11 protein-coding genes are annotated in these 14,694 nt (G+C 70.4%); 6 read left to right on the plus strand and 5 right to left on the minus strand.

The window, feature by feature from the left end; translation table 11 throughout:
* The first annotated feature begins 4 nt into the window (after positions 1-4).
* From ACTOWY_RS14195 to ACTOWY_RS14210, 4 genes are all read left to right on the plus strand, one after another.
* Positions 5-433, plus strand: a complete 429-nt coding sequence (locus tag ACTOWY_RS14195) for a Dabb family protein (RefSeq protein ID WP_441310082.1) — start codon at positions 5-7, stop codon at positions 431-433.
* A 110-nt stretch (positions 434-543) separates the two neighbouring features.
* Entirely contained in the window at positions 544-3,666 is a 3,123-nt protein-coding gene (locus ACTOWY_RS14200; protein ID WP_441310083.1) for a GH92 family glycosyl hydrolase, read from the plus strand.
* 232 nt (positions 3,667-3,898) lie between these two features.
* Positions 3,899-4,885: an ArsR/SmtB family transcription factor gene (locus tag ACTOWY_RS14205; RefSeq protein ID WP_441310084.1), complete on the plus strand. Its 987-nt coding sequence runs from the start codon at positions 3,899-3,901 to the stop codon at positions 4,883-4,885.
* Positions 4,886-4,936: 51 nt separating this feature from the next.
* A complete protein-coding gene (locus ACTOWY_RS14210; RefSeq protein ID WP_441310085.1) occupies positions 4,937-6,445 on the plus strand; it encodes a dolichyl-phosphate-mannose--protein mannosyltransferase in 1,509 nt (502 codons plus the stop codon).
* A gap of 15 nt (positions 6,446-6,460) precedes the next feature.
* Here ACTOWY_RS14210 and ACTOWY_RS14215 read toward each other — a convergent pair whose 3' ends face one another.
* Positions 6,461-6,886: a GyrI-like domain-containing protein gene (locus tag ACTOWY_RS14215; protein ID WP_441310086.1), complete on the minus strand. Its 426-nt coding sequence runs from the start codon at positions 6,884-6,886 to the stop codon at positions 6,461-6,463.
* Between the two features lie 186 nt (positions 6,887-7,072).
* On the opposite strand from ACTOWY_RS14215, the gene ACTOWY_RS14220 reads away from it, so the two are divergent.
* Positions 7,073-7,582, plus strand: a complete 510-nt coding sequence (locus ACTOWY_RS14220; RefSeq protein ID WP_441310087.1) for an isochorismatase family protein — start codon at positions 7,073-7,075, stop codon at positions 7,580-7,582.
* Here ACTOWY_RS14220 and ACTOWY_RS14225 read toward each other — a convergent pair.
* The 4 genes from ACTOWY_RS14225 to ACTOWY_RS14240 form a co-directional block, all read right to left on the minus strand.
* A complete protein-coding gene (locus tag ACTOWY_RS14225; protein ID WP_441310088.1) occupies positions 7,521-8,807 on the minus strand; it encodes a purine-cytosine permease family protein in 1,287 nt (428 codons plus the stop codon). The two genes, ACTOWY_RS14220 and ACTOWY_RS14225, sit on opposite strands and share 62 nt — an antisense overlap.
* Positions 8,808-8,882: 75 nt before the next feature.
* Complete coding sequence (locus ACTOWY_RS14230) at positions 8,883-11,888, minus strand: BTAD domain-containing putative transcriptional regulator (protein ID WP_441310089.1); 3,006 nt, start codon at positions 11,886-11,888, stop codon at positions 8,883-8,885.
* Between the two features lie 1,004 nt (positions 11,889-12,892).
* Positions 12,893-13,495, minus strand: coding sequence for a hypothetical protein (locus tag ACTOWY_RS14235; RefSeq protein WP_441310090.1), 603 nt, complete (start codon positions 13,493-13,495; stop codon positions 12,893-12,895).
* Positions 13,496-13,576: 81 nt separating this feature from the next.
* Positions 13,577-14,206, minus strand: coding sequence for a GTP cyclohydrolase II (locus tag ACTOWY_RS14240; protein WP_441310091.1), 630 nt, complete (start codon positions 14,204-14,206; stop codon positions 13,577-13,579).
* 88 nt (positions 14,207-14,294) lie between these two features.
* On the opposite strand from ACTOWY_RS14240, the gene ACTOWY_RS14245 reads away from it, so the two are divergent.
* Positions 14,295-14,693 (plus strand): 6-pyruvoyl trahydropterin synthase family protein, encoded by a 399-nt coding sequence (locus tag ACTOWY_RS14245; RefSeq protein WP_441310177.1) that lies wholly within the window; start codon positions 14,295-14,297, stop codon positions 14,691-14,693.
* Position 14,694: the final 1 nt, after the last annotated feature.

Here is a 14,694-nt window from a genome sequence, read left to right on the forward strand (position 1 = left end):
TTCGATGATCTACCACGGCAACCGGTTCAAGCTGAAGGCCGGCGTCACCCAGGAACAGATCGAGGAAGCCCTGGAACTCATGCACACCCAGGGCCGGGAGATCCCCGTGGTCAAGTCCTACATCGTCGGCCGCGAGTTCGGCAGCGGCGGCTTCGACTGGGGCGCGGTGTTCGCCCTGGAAGACCTGGACGCCTACTGGGACTACCTGACCCACCCCGCGCACACCAGGACCGAACGCGAGGGCATGCGCCTGCTGGAGCGGTTCGAGGCCTACGACATCACCGATGAGGACGACCCGGACTTCGCCGCCAAGGTCGCCGCGTTGCAGCAGCGTCACCGCGAGACCGACCCGGTGCTCAAGGAACTGCTGGCGGAGTTGCCCGTCAACACCGGTGTCAGCGCCGTCCCGGTCACCGGGTCAGGCCCGGCGTAGCCCTCGCTGATCTTGATGTCCGGAACCAGTCAGAACCGCCGCCGGCTCGTTGACACGACCTGATCCCGGGCGGAAAGCTCCGATCTGTCGACTGGTGCTGGGAGGTCCACGTGCGTGCCAACAGACTGGTGATCGCGGCGGCGGCTTTGGTGTTCGGGGCCCCGGTGGTGGCGGCCGCCGAACCCGCGCCGCCACCACTGGTCGCCGATCCGACCGCCTACGTGGACCCGTTTATCGGCACCGGGCTGGCCAACGCGGCGGCCGGGGAGATCAACAATTTCCCCGGGCCCTCGGTGCCGTTCGGGATGACGCAGTTCTCGCCGGACACGCTCGGCTCGTACGCGGGCTACCAGTACCACAACGACAAGATCCGAGGTTTCAGTCTCACGCACGCCAGCGTGGGATGCAGTGCCTTCGGCGATGTGCCGATCCTGCCGGTGACCGGGGAGATCGGCGCGAAGCCCTGGGAGCGGGTGGAGAAGTACCAGCACAGCAGTGAGCAGGCCGAACCCGGCTACTACGCGGTGACCCTGGAGGACTCCAAGGTCCGGGCCGAACTCACCGCCACCACCCGCACCGGACTGGCCACCTTCACCTTCCCGGCCGGTGGGCATGTGCTGATCAAGGGCGGGGCGAGCCTGTCCGGGAACTCCGCCGCACAGGTGAACATCGAGAACGACACCACGGTCACCGGGTCGGCGAGCACCGGCGGGTTCTGTGGGAAGTCGAACAAGTACACGATGCATTACGCGATCACCTTCGACCAGCCGTTCACCGCCAAGGGAACCTGGGACGGGAACACCGTCACCGCGGGCGGTTCCAGTGTCAGGTCGCCGCGGGCGGGGGCGTATCTGAGCTTCCCCGGCACCCAGGTCAAGGCCAAGGTGGCGTTGTCCTTCGTCGGGGTGGACGGGGCGAAACTCAACCTGGCGCAGGAGATCCCGCACTGGGACGCGGGCCAGGTGCGGCGGGAGACCCGGGAGAAGTGGCGGACCGAACTCAGCAAGATCCGGGTGGCGGGCACGAACACCGGTGAGCTGAAGACCTTCTACACCGCGCTCTACCACTCGCTCTTGCACCCCAACACGTTCAACGACGTGGACGGGCGCTACACCGGCTTCGACGATCGCATCCACACCCTGCCCGCGGGGCGCACCCAGTACGCCAACTTCTCCGACTGGGACACCTACCGCAGCCTCGCTCCACTGCACGCGCTGCTCTGGCCACGCCAGGCCAGCGACATGGCCCAGTCGCTGGTCAACGACGCGGTGCAGGGCGGATGGTGGCCGCGCTGGCCGCTGGCGAATGACTACACCGCGCAGATGACCGGGGACAGCTCGGTGCCGCTGATCGCGAACCTGCACGCTTATGGGGCAAGGGATTTCGACCTGCCGACCGCGTTGCGTTACCTGATCAAGGGCGCCACCACGGTGGACACCACGCCGGGGGCCTACCAGGAGCGGCCGGGGATCGGGGAGTACGTCAAGCGCGGCTACCTGCCCAACACCGAGGTGGCCCGCGGTGATCACAACCGGGTGGGCGCCTCGATCACCCTGGAGTGGTCGGTGGACGATTTCGCCATCGCCCAGCTGGCCAAGGCGGCCGGTGATCGCAAGACCGCGGCGGAGTACGCGCGCCGCGGGCAGAACTGGCAGAACCTGTTCAACCCGGCCACCAGCCACATCCAGCCGCGCGGTGGCGACGGGCGGTTCCCGGACGGCCCGGCCTTCATCCCGCCCACCGGCGGATTCGGCCAGGACGGGTTCGACGAGGGCAACGCGGTGCAGTACACCTGGATGGTGCCGCACAACCCAGCCGGGCTGATCACCGCGATGGGTGGCCGGGACGCGGCGGCGGCACGGCTGGACACCTTCACCACCAAGCTCAACGCCGGTCCGCTGCAGCCCTACATGTGGGCGGGCAACGAGCCCGCGTTCGGGATTCCCTGGCTGTACAACCACACCGGGCGGCCCTGGCGCACCCAGCAGGTGGTGCGGCAGATCATGACCACCCTGTTCAGCCCCACCCCGGACGGCGAACCCGGCAACGACGACCTCGGCGCCCAGTCCTCCTGGTACGTCTGGGCCGCGCTGGGCATCTACCCGGCCACCCCCGGCACCTCGGATCTGGCCGTGCACAGCCCGCTGTTCCCGCGCGCCGTGCTCGACCTGCCCGGCCGGGACCTGGAGATCCGCGCCCCCAAGGCGTCCAGCACCGCGATGTACGTGCGGGAGCTGGAACTCAACGGCCGCGAGCACGAGCGCACCGGGCTGCCCAGGGAGATCATCAGCACCGGCGGGCGGCTCGATTTCGACCTGTCCACCACCCCGGACAAGCAGTGGGCCAGCGAGCGCGAGCAGGCCCCACCGTCCTATCGCGACGGTGAGCACGACTTCCTGGCCAGTGCGAGCAACCTGATCACCGTGCGGCCCGGCGGCACCGGCGAGTTCACCGTGGACGCGCGCAGGCTGGCCGGGGACGATCGCACGCTCACTGTCACCACCAGCCCGCCCGCCGGGCTGAGTGTCACTGGGCCGCAACGGTTCCGGCTCGACGACGGCCAGGCCCGCTACCAGGTCAGCGCGAGCGCGGCCGAGGGCTACCACGACATCCCGGTGACCATCACCGGCGCGCACCGCACGGTCAGCAGTACGGTCACCGTGCTGGTCGCGGCCGAGGGCAGCCTGGTCACCCGCTACGGCAACACCGGGATCGCCGACGACAACGACAAGTCCCAGGCCAACCTGGACGGCGGCGGCAACAGCTACTCCCGCCAGGCCCTCGCCGCGGCCGGACTCACCGGCGGCCAACAGGTCGAGGTCGCGGGCACGAAGTTCACCTGGCCCGCCTCGCCGCCCGGACGACCGGACAACGTCGCCGCGGACGGCCAGACCGTCGCACTCTCCGGCGCGCCGAAGCGGCTGGTTTTCGTTGGCGCGGCGGCGAATGGCGACCACCGGGGGACCGCGACGGTCACCTTCACCGACGGCAGCACGGCACCGGCGGATATGTCCTTCGGCGACTGGGTGCTGCCCGGCGGCAGCGCCACCACCCCGGTGTTCGGCAACACGGTCCTCGCGCATCCCAAGTACCGCAACGTGTCCTCGGGCGGCACCGGGCCGGCGTTCGTCTTCGCCACCACGCCCTACGACGCCCCAGCGGGCAAGACCATCGCCAGTGTCACCCTGCCCAGCGACCGGCAGCTGCACCTGTTCGCCATCGGCACCGGCTGAGCCCGGTTTCCCCTCGGTGCGCCGGTGGCCACCACGGCGAAGCGCGTGATCCTGACCGACGAGTCGATCACGCACAACTCCGGGCACTCACCGGCGCACCGCCCCCTCATCCACGGGTGCCGACCCTTCCTCGGCGCCGCAGGAGGACATCACATCCGCTGCACCGCCATTGCGCAATCTCTTCGAGGATCGTCAAAATGTCCGCGGTCGGCGAATTCCGGGGGAGGGGACCTTGGCCGCGAGCTTCGGCACCGCGATCTCGCTCGCACCGCTGGAGACGCTGCCCGTCTCGGTGCTGCACCAGCCGGGTTCGTCCCTGTTCTCGCTGCTCCTGGACGCGCTGGGGGCCGCACCCGAGCACGTCTCGGCCCAGTTGCGGGCGCAGGTGCGCAGCACACTGCCCGCCGCGGACCTGGAAACGCTGCTGCCGTTGCGGGCACATCGGCTGGGCATCCCGGACTGCCTCATCCCCAAGGTCGAGACCGATATCCGGCAGTCCCTGGCGCAGGTGGGCGAGCAGAATCCGGAGGCGGTGGCCGAACAGGCCCAGTTCTTCCTGGAGGAGTTCCACGGGCACATCCCGGTGGCCTGGCAACGGCTCATCGACCAGCCGCGCCCCTACGTCACCGCCTTCGCCCGCGCCTTCGAGGCGATCTGGCAGGCTTACACGCCGGTCTGGCAGCGGATCCGGCCGGTGCTGTGGCGGGAGACCGAACGCATTGGCGCCGCCGCGGTCACCGGCGCGCTGCCGGTGGCGCTGACCGTGCTGGGCAACCACTGCTGGCGGGTCCGCGGCACCCGGCTGGAGTGCACCACCGGCACCACCGCCGACACCGAGCGGGACGGCCGCCGCCTGGTGCTCATCCCGCTGGCCACCGGCCCCAAGGCGGCCTCGTTCAGCCTGGAGCACCCGGACCGGATCGAACTGGCCTACGCGGTGCCCGGCCTGACCGCGATCCTGCACGGCCAGGACCCGCCGCCCGCGGACGATCCGCTCAGCGCGCTGCTCGGCCCGGCCCGCGCCCGGATCCTGCGGCACTGCGCGCACCAGCCCGCGATGGCCGAGGTCGCCACCCTGCTCGGGGTCGCCCCGGCCACCGCCACCCACCACTGCCAGGCACTGGAGGCCGCTGGCCTGATCGACCGGCAGCGCCAGGGCCGCCAGGTCCGGCTGCGCCAGACCGCCCGCGGCGAGGCGCTGGTGGATCTGTTTTCCTGAGCAAGGAACCCGATCGCGGCCGCGTCCGGCGTCCCCCTACGATCGGGTGGCGTGACAGCCGCCGCCACTTCCAGCCCGGGTGCGTTCCGCGAGGCCAGCCTGCTCGGCAGGCCGATGCCGACCGACCGGCTGCGCGGCTGGGTCGTCACCATCGTGCTCACCGTGCTCGGCGGGATCATCCGGTTGCAGAACCTGGGCTATCCCACGGACAAGGGCACCCCGGTCTTCGACGAGAAGTACTACGCGTGGCAGGGCTGGCAGATGCTGCGCAACGGCTGGTACGAGGACAATCCGGGCTTCAAGTGGACGGTGCACCCGCCGCTGGGCAAACAGCTGATCGCACTCGGCGAAGCGGTTTTCGGCTACACCGGCTGGGGCTGGCGGCTCGCCGCGGCGGTGTGCGGCGCGCTGATGGTGCTGCTGATCATCCGGATCGCGCGCAGGCTGACCAGGTCCACCCTGCTCGGCGCGATCGCCGGGGTGCTGCTGATCTGCGACGGCGTGCTGCACCTGATGAGCCGCACCGCGATGCTGGACATCTTCCTGGCCTTGTTTGTACTGGCCGCCTTCGGCTTCCTGCTGCTGGACCGCGATCAGGTCCGGGACCGGCTGGCCATCGCGTTGCGCGAGGGCTGGGTGACCAGCTCGGACTTCGGTCTGCGGCTGGGTTTCCGCTGGTACCGCCTGCTGTGCGGGGTCAGCCTCGGCCTGGCCTGCGGCACCAAGTGGAGCGGCCTGTACTGGGCGGCGGCCTTCGGCGTGCTGATGATCGTCTGGGACGCCTCGGCCCGGCGGACGGCAGGCGTGGCGCATCCGTGGCGGGGCGCGCTGCGGCGGGATCTGCTGCCCGGCCTGTGGGCGCTGCTGGTGGTGCCGATCCTGGTGTACCTGGCCACCTGGTGGGCCTGGTTCGCCAGTGAGACCGGGTTCAGCAGGCACCTGTTCGACCACTGGCAGTTGATCTTCCCGCCCGCGCTGCGCTCGCTGTTCAGCTACTCGGCGGACGTGCTGGAGTTCCACGGCGACCTGGTGACCAAGCCGGGCGAGGCACACCCGTGGGAGTCCAAGCCGTGGAGCTGGCCGATGGGCCTGCGCCCGATGCTCTACCACTTCGACAACTCCACCACCGGCTGCGGCGAATCCACCTGTGTCAGCGCGACCATGCTGATCGGCACGCCCGCGATGTGGTGGCTGGCCTTCCCGATGCTGGGCTGGGCGCTGTGGCGGATGATCGGCAGGCTGGACTGGCGGTACGCGGCCGTGCTGGTGGCCTACCTCGCGGGCCTGCTGCCCTGGTTCGTCAACCTGGACCGCCAGATGTACTTCTTCTACATGACCCCGGTGTCCGCCTTCCTGGTGCTCGGACTGGTGTTGTCGCTGGGGCACATCCTGGGCAGGGCAGGGGACGGCGACGAACGGCGGCGCACCGGGTTGCTGGTGGTGGCGCTGTACGTGGGACTGGTGGTGGCCAACTTCGGCTGGCTGTGGCCGATCCTCAACGGCGACTCGATCACCAACGGCCACTGGCAGGCCGAACTGTGGCTGCCGTCCTGGCGGTGAGTCGGCGGTCGGTGGTCACGGCCGGATCGGCAGCCACAGCTCGATGTGGCCGTGCCTGCGGTAGAACTCCACCAGCGGCCGGGACTCGTCCACGGGCCTGCCAGCCTTGAGTTCGGCCATGCCGTCGCCGATGTGCGGATAGGTCCGGTCGGGTTCGCCGACCAGACTGCCGCGCAGGTACCAGCCGCCGGCCAGGATGCCGGTCCGCAGGCCGAGCTGGTCCGGGCGGTCCTCGGGCTTGACCGGGGTGCACACGGTGTAGGTGCCCGCCCGCTCGTCGATCCGCGTGTACATCTTGCGCCCGCGCAGGCCGACCAGTCGCTCGAAGGCGGGCCAGAGTTGTTGGATGGCGGGCAATTCGTCCGCCGCGGTCTGTTCCAGCACGGCGAGGTCCTCGCGGTGGACGCGGGTGGGCGGCGCGTGCAGCACGGAAGTGGCCATGGTCCGAGTGAACCACCAGGCACCGACACTGACTCGCCGGCGTGATCCGCGCCCCCCGTACCACTTGGGCCAACTGGTACGCCCACTTGGGCCAAATCGGCGTACCAGTTGGCCCAACTCGCCGTCCACAACGGCCAACACACCGTACGACAACGGCCAACACGGGGGCTTGCCTAGGCTGTGGGTATGACCACGATCAACTCCACCACCGCGCTCGTGCTGGTCGACCTCCAGCGCCGGATCATCGCGTTGCCGACCACCCCGCACACCGGTGAAGCCGTGCTGGGCAACGCGATCCGGCTGCGGGACGCCTTCCGGGCCGCGGGCGCGCCGATCGTCCTCGTACAGGCGCACCGGCCGAATGTCGAACAGCCCGAGGGCAGCGAACTCGACCCGGGCCTGGATCCGGCGGCGGGGGAGAAGCTGATCACCAAGCACACCATCGGCGCGTTCTACGGCACCGAACTGGACGCGCACCTGCGTGGCCTGGGTGTGACGACGCTGGTGTTCGGCGGGATCGCCACCGAGTTCGGGGTGGAGTCGACGTTGCGGGCCGCGGCCGATCACGGCTACGAGACGGTCGCGGTCTCCGACGCGATGACCGGATTGTCCGCGCTGGCACACAAGTCCGCGCTCACCGTGGTGTTTCCTCGACTCGGCGAGGTCCGGACCACCGCGGAGATCGTCGGCGACTGAACCAGCCCGCCAGCACGGTCAGCCCGAACGCGGACAGCAACGCGTTGAGCGCCGGAATGCCCCACGGCACCAGCAAGCCGATCGCGGCGGTGGCCAGCCAGATCAGCAGCGCGCCGGGCAGCCAGGCCGGGGCGTGCCGGGGCAGCGCGTCGCTGGGTCGGCTGTGCTCCAGCAGCGGGCGCCAGCGGCGCACCAGGTAGTACTCGGCGGTGGCGATGCCCACCACCGGCGGCAGCACCCCGGCCAGCACGGCCAGCAGACCCTCCACTGTGGACAGTAGGCCGGTGGCGGAGGCGAGCGCGCCGAGTAGGCCCATGCCCAGGGTGAGCAGGCGTGGGCTGGGGCGGCGGCCGAACAGGGTGTCCAGGGCGTTGGCCAGGCTGAGGGTGCCGACGTAGAGGTTGAGGTTCTGGATGTTGGCGGTGGCGGTGATCAGCACCGCGATGCCCAGGAAACCGGAGCCCGCGGTGACGATGGTGACCACGTCGGTGGTGTGGAAGGCCAGCGCCAGGGCGATGCCGCACAGGCCGATCAGCAGCTGGCCGAGCACGGTGCCGAACAGGGTCAGCCGCAGCACGTCGGCGCGGTCGCGGGTGAAGCGGGTGATGTCGGGGGCCACCACGATACCGATGATCCACACCCCGACCACCGCGGTCACCCCGGCCGGCACCGACAGGGCGCCGGTGGGTTCGGCCAGCGGGCGGTCCCAGAGCTGGGTGAGGGCCAGATATCCGGCCAGGGCCAGGAAAGCGGGTGCGGTGACCGCGGCGGTGCGGGCCATCACGGTGAAGCCGAACATCACGATCACGGTGATCGCCGCGCCGGTGGCCAGCGCCCATACCCACCGCGGGCCGCCGACGATGGTGTGGAAGCCTTGCGCCACAACGGTGTTGAGCACCCCGAACCAACCGGTCACGCAGCAGGCGAGCACCAGGCCGAGAATGGCCGAACCGTACCGGCCGAGTCCGGTCCACCGGGTGAGCACGGTGGTGGCCAGTCCCTCGCGCATGCCCATGATGCCCATCGCGAGCAGCGCCGCGGTCTGGATCGCCAGGCCCAGTGCCAGGACTCCGGCCGCGGGCCAGAAACCCAGTGACAGCCCCAATAACGCGCCGAGCATGAGCAGCCCGATGTTGCCTGCCTGGCCGAAGGACTGCACGGCCACCGTCCGCCAACCGTGCCGCGCCGCGGGCGGAACCCGGCGCAGGGTGTAGTCATCGGCCACGCGCCGAAGTATGGGTGCGCCCGGCGTTTACCGGCGGGCCAACTGAAATTTCCCGTCCTGGCAGTGAAATCCCGGCTACTCGGCGCGTTCGACGTCCAGTTTGGCCAGTTCGCCGCGGATGTCGTCGGCCTCGCGCATGCCGAGTTCGGTGAACAGGTCCAGGGCGCGCTGCCAGTGTTTCCGGGCTTCGCGCTGCTGGCCAAGGCCGTGGTGGGTGCGGGCCAGGCCGCGGTTGGCCACGGCCTGCTGGAACTGGTCGCCGACCTCGCCTGCCAGGGCCTCGGCCCGCTGGGTGTAGTCCAGGGCCAGCTCGAACATCCCGGTGCAGCGGGCGGTCTCGCCGAGGCCGACCAGCGCTTCGGATTCGTGGCCTGGGCTGCCGATGGCCCTGGCCAGGGTGAGGGCCTGCTGGTAGTGCTCGCCCGCGGCGCTGAGGTCGCCGGTGTCCAGGCAGACGTCGCCGAGCTGGCGCAGCGCGTAGCCGTGCAGGCCGCGGTCGCCGGTGTCCTTGGCCACCGACAGCGCCCGGTCCAGTTCGGCCAGCGCCTGGTCGTAGCGGCCCAATCCGCGGTAGGCCGCGCCGAGGCCGATCCGGGCGCCGATGTCGACCTGCCGGTCGCCGGTGCTCTCGGCCAGCGCGACCGCCCGGCGCAGGTGTTCCACCGCCTGCTCGGCCCGGCCGAGGCACGGGTAGGTGTGGCCGAGGCCGGTGAGCACGTGTCCTTGCAGACTGAGGTCGGCGGCCTGTTCGGCCAGGGCGAGGGCACGCTGGAAGTGCACCAGGGCCTGTTCGTGGCGGCCGAGGCGGCGGTGGGTGAAGCCGAGTCCGGCCTGCGCGTAGCCCTGCACTCCGGCGAGTCCGGCGGCTTCGGCGAGTTCCAGGCCGCGCTGGAGGTGGGTGAGCGCGAGGGGGTAGCGGCCCTGCCACCAGTAGACGTAGCCCAGCCGGTACTGCGCCTGGCCCTCCAGTCCGCCGTCACCGGCGGCGTGCGCCAGGTCGATCACCTTGCGGTGCAGGATCTGGCCGTCGTCGTAGTAGCCGCGGAAGTTGAGGTAGTGCTGTAGCGCGGCGGAGAGGAAGGCGGCGTGCCCGGGCAGACCGTGGGTGGCGGTGGTGATCAGGTTGGCGCGTTCGTGTTCCAGCCAGCCCGCCGCCTGTAGCCGGTTGGTCAGCTCCGGCGCGGCCAGGGTGGCGGCGGGCAGGTCCGGGCGGAGGTGTTTGTCCACCGGGACCAGGGCGTTCATCGCGGTGGCGGTGGTGTGCCGGTAGTACTCGCAGAGCCTGCCCAGCGCGGCCTGCCGCTCGTCCTCGGTCTCGCCGCAGCCGAGGAGTTGCCGGGCGTGCGCGCGGCAGAGGTCGTGGAAGCGGTAGCGGCCGGCGACCTGCTGCTGGAGCAGGTGCACGTCCAGGAGGTCTTCCAGGCCCGTTTCGGCGGTGAATTCCTCGTCCTCGGTGAGCGCGGCGGCGGCGTAGGAGTCGAAGTCCGCGCCGGGGTGCAGGCCGAGCAGCCGGAACAGCCGCTGCTGGGCGGGGGTGAGTTGCTGGTAGGACAGCGCGAAGGCGGCCGCGACGCCGCTGTCGCCGGTGGCCAGTTCGCCGAGTCGGCGTCGTTCGTCGCGCAGCCGGGTCGCCAGGTGCTCCACCGTCCACTTCGGACGGCTGCGCAGCCGGGCCGCGGCGATCCGGATGGCCAGTGGGAGCTGACCGCAGAGCGCGACGACCTCGGCCACCGCGGCGGGTTCGGCGGCGGCCCGGTCCGGTCCGGCGATCCGGGCGAACAGCGCGGTGGCGTCGCCGTCGGGCAGCACGTCCAGGGACAGGATGTGCGCGGCTTCCAGGTCGGTGAGCCGGTTCCGGCTGGTGATCAGCACCAGGCATTCCGGGTTGCCCGGCAGGAGGGGACGGACCTGGGCGGCGCTGGCCGCGTTGTCCAGCACCAGCAGTGCTTTGCGGCCGGCGAGCTGTTTGCGCCAGAGTCCGGCGCGGGCCTGCAGGTCGTGCGGGATCTTCTCGCCGGGCACGCCGACCGAGCGGAGCAGGCTGTCCAGGGCGGCGGCCGGGTCGGTGGGCTGGTGGTCCTCGGCGTGCGCGTGCAGGTCGAGGAAGAGCTGGGCGTCGGGGTAGCGATCGGCGATCTGGTGCGCGGCCCGGATGGCCAGGGCGGTCTTGCCGACCCCCGCCATACCGTCGATGGCGGTGATCACCACCGCGCTGCTGGCCCCCGGCACCGCGGGCAGGCGGTCCAGCACCAGGTCGAGTTCGGCGTCCCGGCCGGTGAAGTCGTCGATGTCCCTGGGCAGCAGCCGCCAGTTCGCCTCCGGGGCGTCCGGGGCAGGCGCGGCCAGTGCGCTGTCCCCGGCCAGGATGCGCTGGTGCAGCGCGCGCAGCTCGGCGCCCGGCTCGATGCCCAGCCCCTCGATCAGCGCGGTGCGGATGTGGTGGAAGGCCTGCAACGCCTCGGCCTGCCGCCCACCGCGGTAGAGCGCGACCATGAGCTGACCGGCCAGCCGCTCGTCCAGTGGCCGCCGCTCGGTCTGGGCGGAGAGGCGGGGGAGCAGTTCGGAGTGCCTGCCCTGGCGGAGCGCGATGTCGGCGTGGTCGAGTTCGGCCGCGACCAGCTCGCGGTCCAGGGTGGCGCGCACGCCGGTGAACCAGGGCGTGTCCAGGTCGGCGAAGGCCTCGCCGCGCCAGAGTTCGAACGCCTGCTCGAACAGGTCGAGCTGGTCGGCGTCCTCGGTGCTGGCGCGCGCCTTGGCGAGCAGGTGGCGGAAGCGGTGCAGGTCGACGGTCTGTTCGTCCACGGCGAGCACGTAGCCGCCGGAGCGGCGTTGAATGCCCACGCCACCGGCCTCGGTGAGAATGGTGCGCAACCGGGTGAGGTAGCTGCGCAACGTCCCGGCGGCGCGCTGCGGCAACCGCTCTCCCCAGACCCGGTCGATGAGCTGGTCGGTGGTCACCGCCTGATTGGCCTCGACCAGCAACGCCGCCAGCACCCGCCGCTGCCGGGCAGGCCCCAGGTCGAGCAGGCGTCCCCCCGCCCGCGCCTCGACACTGCCCAGCACCTGGAACTCCACCGTCACGCAATACCCCCAGCCGTCACACCCCCGGCATACCAGGCCCGAACTGGGAGTTCAACGTTCCTTCAACGTCTTCGCGCCTAGGCTGCGAGAAAGTTGATCTGGTAGCGGGCTGTCCATTCCTGGGGGTGTGGGCAGCCCGCTCCCATACCTCCGGCGTGTTGGCCGTTGTGGTACGCCGAGTTGGCCGTTATGGACGGCGAGTTGGCCCAAGTCGTACGCCACGTTGGCCGTTGTGGGACGGGGCGGGCCGGGGCGGAGGGGTGAAACCCCCACGACGAGGGCTCTCGCGTGTTCTCCGTACGGCCTGGAGCATGCAGACCACACCCCGATGAGCGGCCCCTGCAACACAAACCGCCGCCAAACCCACCCAACGTGACGGGGGCCGCTCATCGGGGTGTGGTTGGCTGGCGGAAGGCCGTACGGAGAACACGCGAGCCCTCGGAGCCACGCTGGGTCTTAAGTCGGCAGCCCAAACCCCGCCCCGCAACCCGCTTGCCCCGGCTCTTGATCTGCCCCACCCCTCCGGTGGTCTGCCCGGCCGGCGAGGCCATCCCTTTTTGATCTTCGGGTTGACAGTCAAGAGCGAAGATCAAGATCAAGTGCGTCCTCGCCGGACGGGCAGAAATCAAAGGATGGGGGGAGAAGATCAAAGGCAAAGAGCAGTGCTCGTGTGCGGTTCCCCATCCCCGTCAGCCCTCCGATACCAAACCACATCCTGGGCAAGCAGCCCGTTGCGGTTGGGCGGGCATGCGGCGGCAGGTTGCAGGCCGCTTGCCCAGGATGCGGTGTGTCCTCTCCAGGCTGACGGGGATGGGGAACCGCTCGGGGGATGTTTTCGAAAAGCCACCCCGGCCCCCTGTCCCGGGCTTCGCCCGACCGCAGCGGCCTACGGCGTCCCACAACGGCCAACGTGGCGTACGAGTTCGGCCAACACACCGTCCATAACGACCAACTCGGCGTCCATAACGGCCAACTCGGTGTACGACAACGGCCAACACTCGCGCTCAGGCGGGTGGGTTGGACCAGACCTGGGTGGTGGCTGCCAGGGCGGCGGTTTGGTAGGGCGGGGTGGGGATGCCCTCGATGAGGACTTCCAGGGGCCAGGTTTCGCGGAGTACCAGCCACAGTTGGGAGGTCAGGGCGGCGTAGGCGTGGAGGGGGTCCGCGGTGGGGGTTACCCGGAGTACGTATACCCACGTGCCGGGGCCGCGGACGCCGGGGAGGGGGTCTCGCCAGGTGCGGCCCAGTTCGACGGCGTGGTGTTGGGCTGCTTCGGTGGCGAGCAGGGTGTCTGCCGGGGCTGGGTCGGGGGCCGCGGCGGGGGCGGTGGGGGTGAAGTGGTGGCGTGGGGACGGGATGGTCGCCAGGGCGGGGACGGCTGCCAGGTCTGGGCTGTCGGGGTCGGGGAGGGCGGAGCGGATCAGGTCGCGCTCCTCCTCGGTGATGCCGACCTCGTGGTAGGCCAGGGTGACCAGCAGGGTCGCGTCGGCGAGGCCGGGTTCGCCTGCGTGGTAGTGCGTGCGGATGGCGTCCAGGGTGTCGTCGGACAGGCGGCCCGCCAGGCGCGCGCACACCTCCAGCACTCTCGCGTAAGTCAGCACGTCCACGCGGTCCAGGATCGCAGGTGTGGCGTGTGGGACTGGGATGAGCTGCGGCGTTTCCCCGGGTGTCCCCCGGTGGGGGAGGTCTCAGTGGGATTCACTGAAGACCTCCACCTGCGGGAGGTCGTGGCCGAGGCGGTCGCGTTTGGCGGTGAGGTAGCCGATGTTGTGCGGGTTGGCCGGCATGACCAGGGGGACCCGGGCGACCACGGGGATGCCGTGGGCTTCCAGGGCCTCGAACTTGTCCGGGTTGTTGGACAGCAGGCGGACCGAGCGGACCCGCAGGTGGCGGAGGACCTTGGCGGCGGGGCCGTAGTCCCTGGTGTCGATGGGCAGTCCGAGTTCGGTCGCCGAGTCCACTGTGTCCAGTCCGAGTTCGTCCTGCAGCACGTGCGTGCGGACCTTGGCGACCAGGCCGATGCCCCGGCCCTCGTGGCCGCGCAGGTAGACCAGCACGCCGCTGCCCTCGCGCACGATGGCGTCCAGGGCGCTGTTGAGTTGTTCGCCGCACTCGCAGCGCATGGCGCCCAGGATGTCCCCGGTCAGGCACTCCGAGTGCATGCGTACCAGCACGTCCGCCCGGTCCCGCGCGTGGCCGTAGACCAGCGCCAGGTGCTCGTGCCCGTCCGCCCAGAACGCGATGGCCCGGAACGTGCCCCTGCGCGTGACCAGGTCGGACTCCGCGACGTCGGTATCGCTGAAGGCTTCCGTGTACATCCGGCCTCTCCTCACCCCAGTCCGGCCTGACGTTGTTCTACGCTCGGCCGGAGGTTGCACCGTTACCCGTTCTCCGCTGGAGGTCACCCTGTTCAGCATTACCGTCCGTGATCACGTCATGGTCGCGCACAGTTTCCGAGGCGAGGTCTTCGGTCCGGCGCAACGCCTGCACGGAGCTACGTTCGTGGTCGACGCCCGGTTCAGCCGGAGCGAGCTTGATTCGGACAACATCGTCGTCGACATCGGACTGGCCACCCAGAAGCTCGGCGAGGTGCTGGCCGGTTTCAACTACCGGAACCTGGACGACGTACCCGAATTCGCCGGAATCAACACCTCGACGGAATTCCTGGCCAAGCACATCGCCGACCTGCTCGCCGACGCCGTGCACGCCGGCGCGCTCGGCGAGGGCGCCCGCGGGCTGGCCAAGATCGAGGTCACCCTGCACGAGTCGCACGTGGCCTGGGCAAGCTACGAACGTCCGCTGTGAC

The organism is Crossiella sp. CA198 (assembly GCF_052078295.1).
Taxonomy (GTDB): domain Bacteria; phylum Actinomycetota; class Actinomycetes; order Mycobacteriales; family Pseudonocardiaceae; genus Crossiella.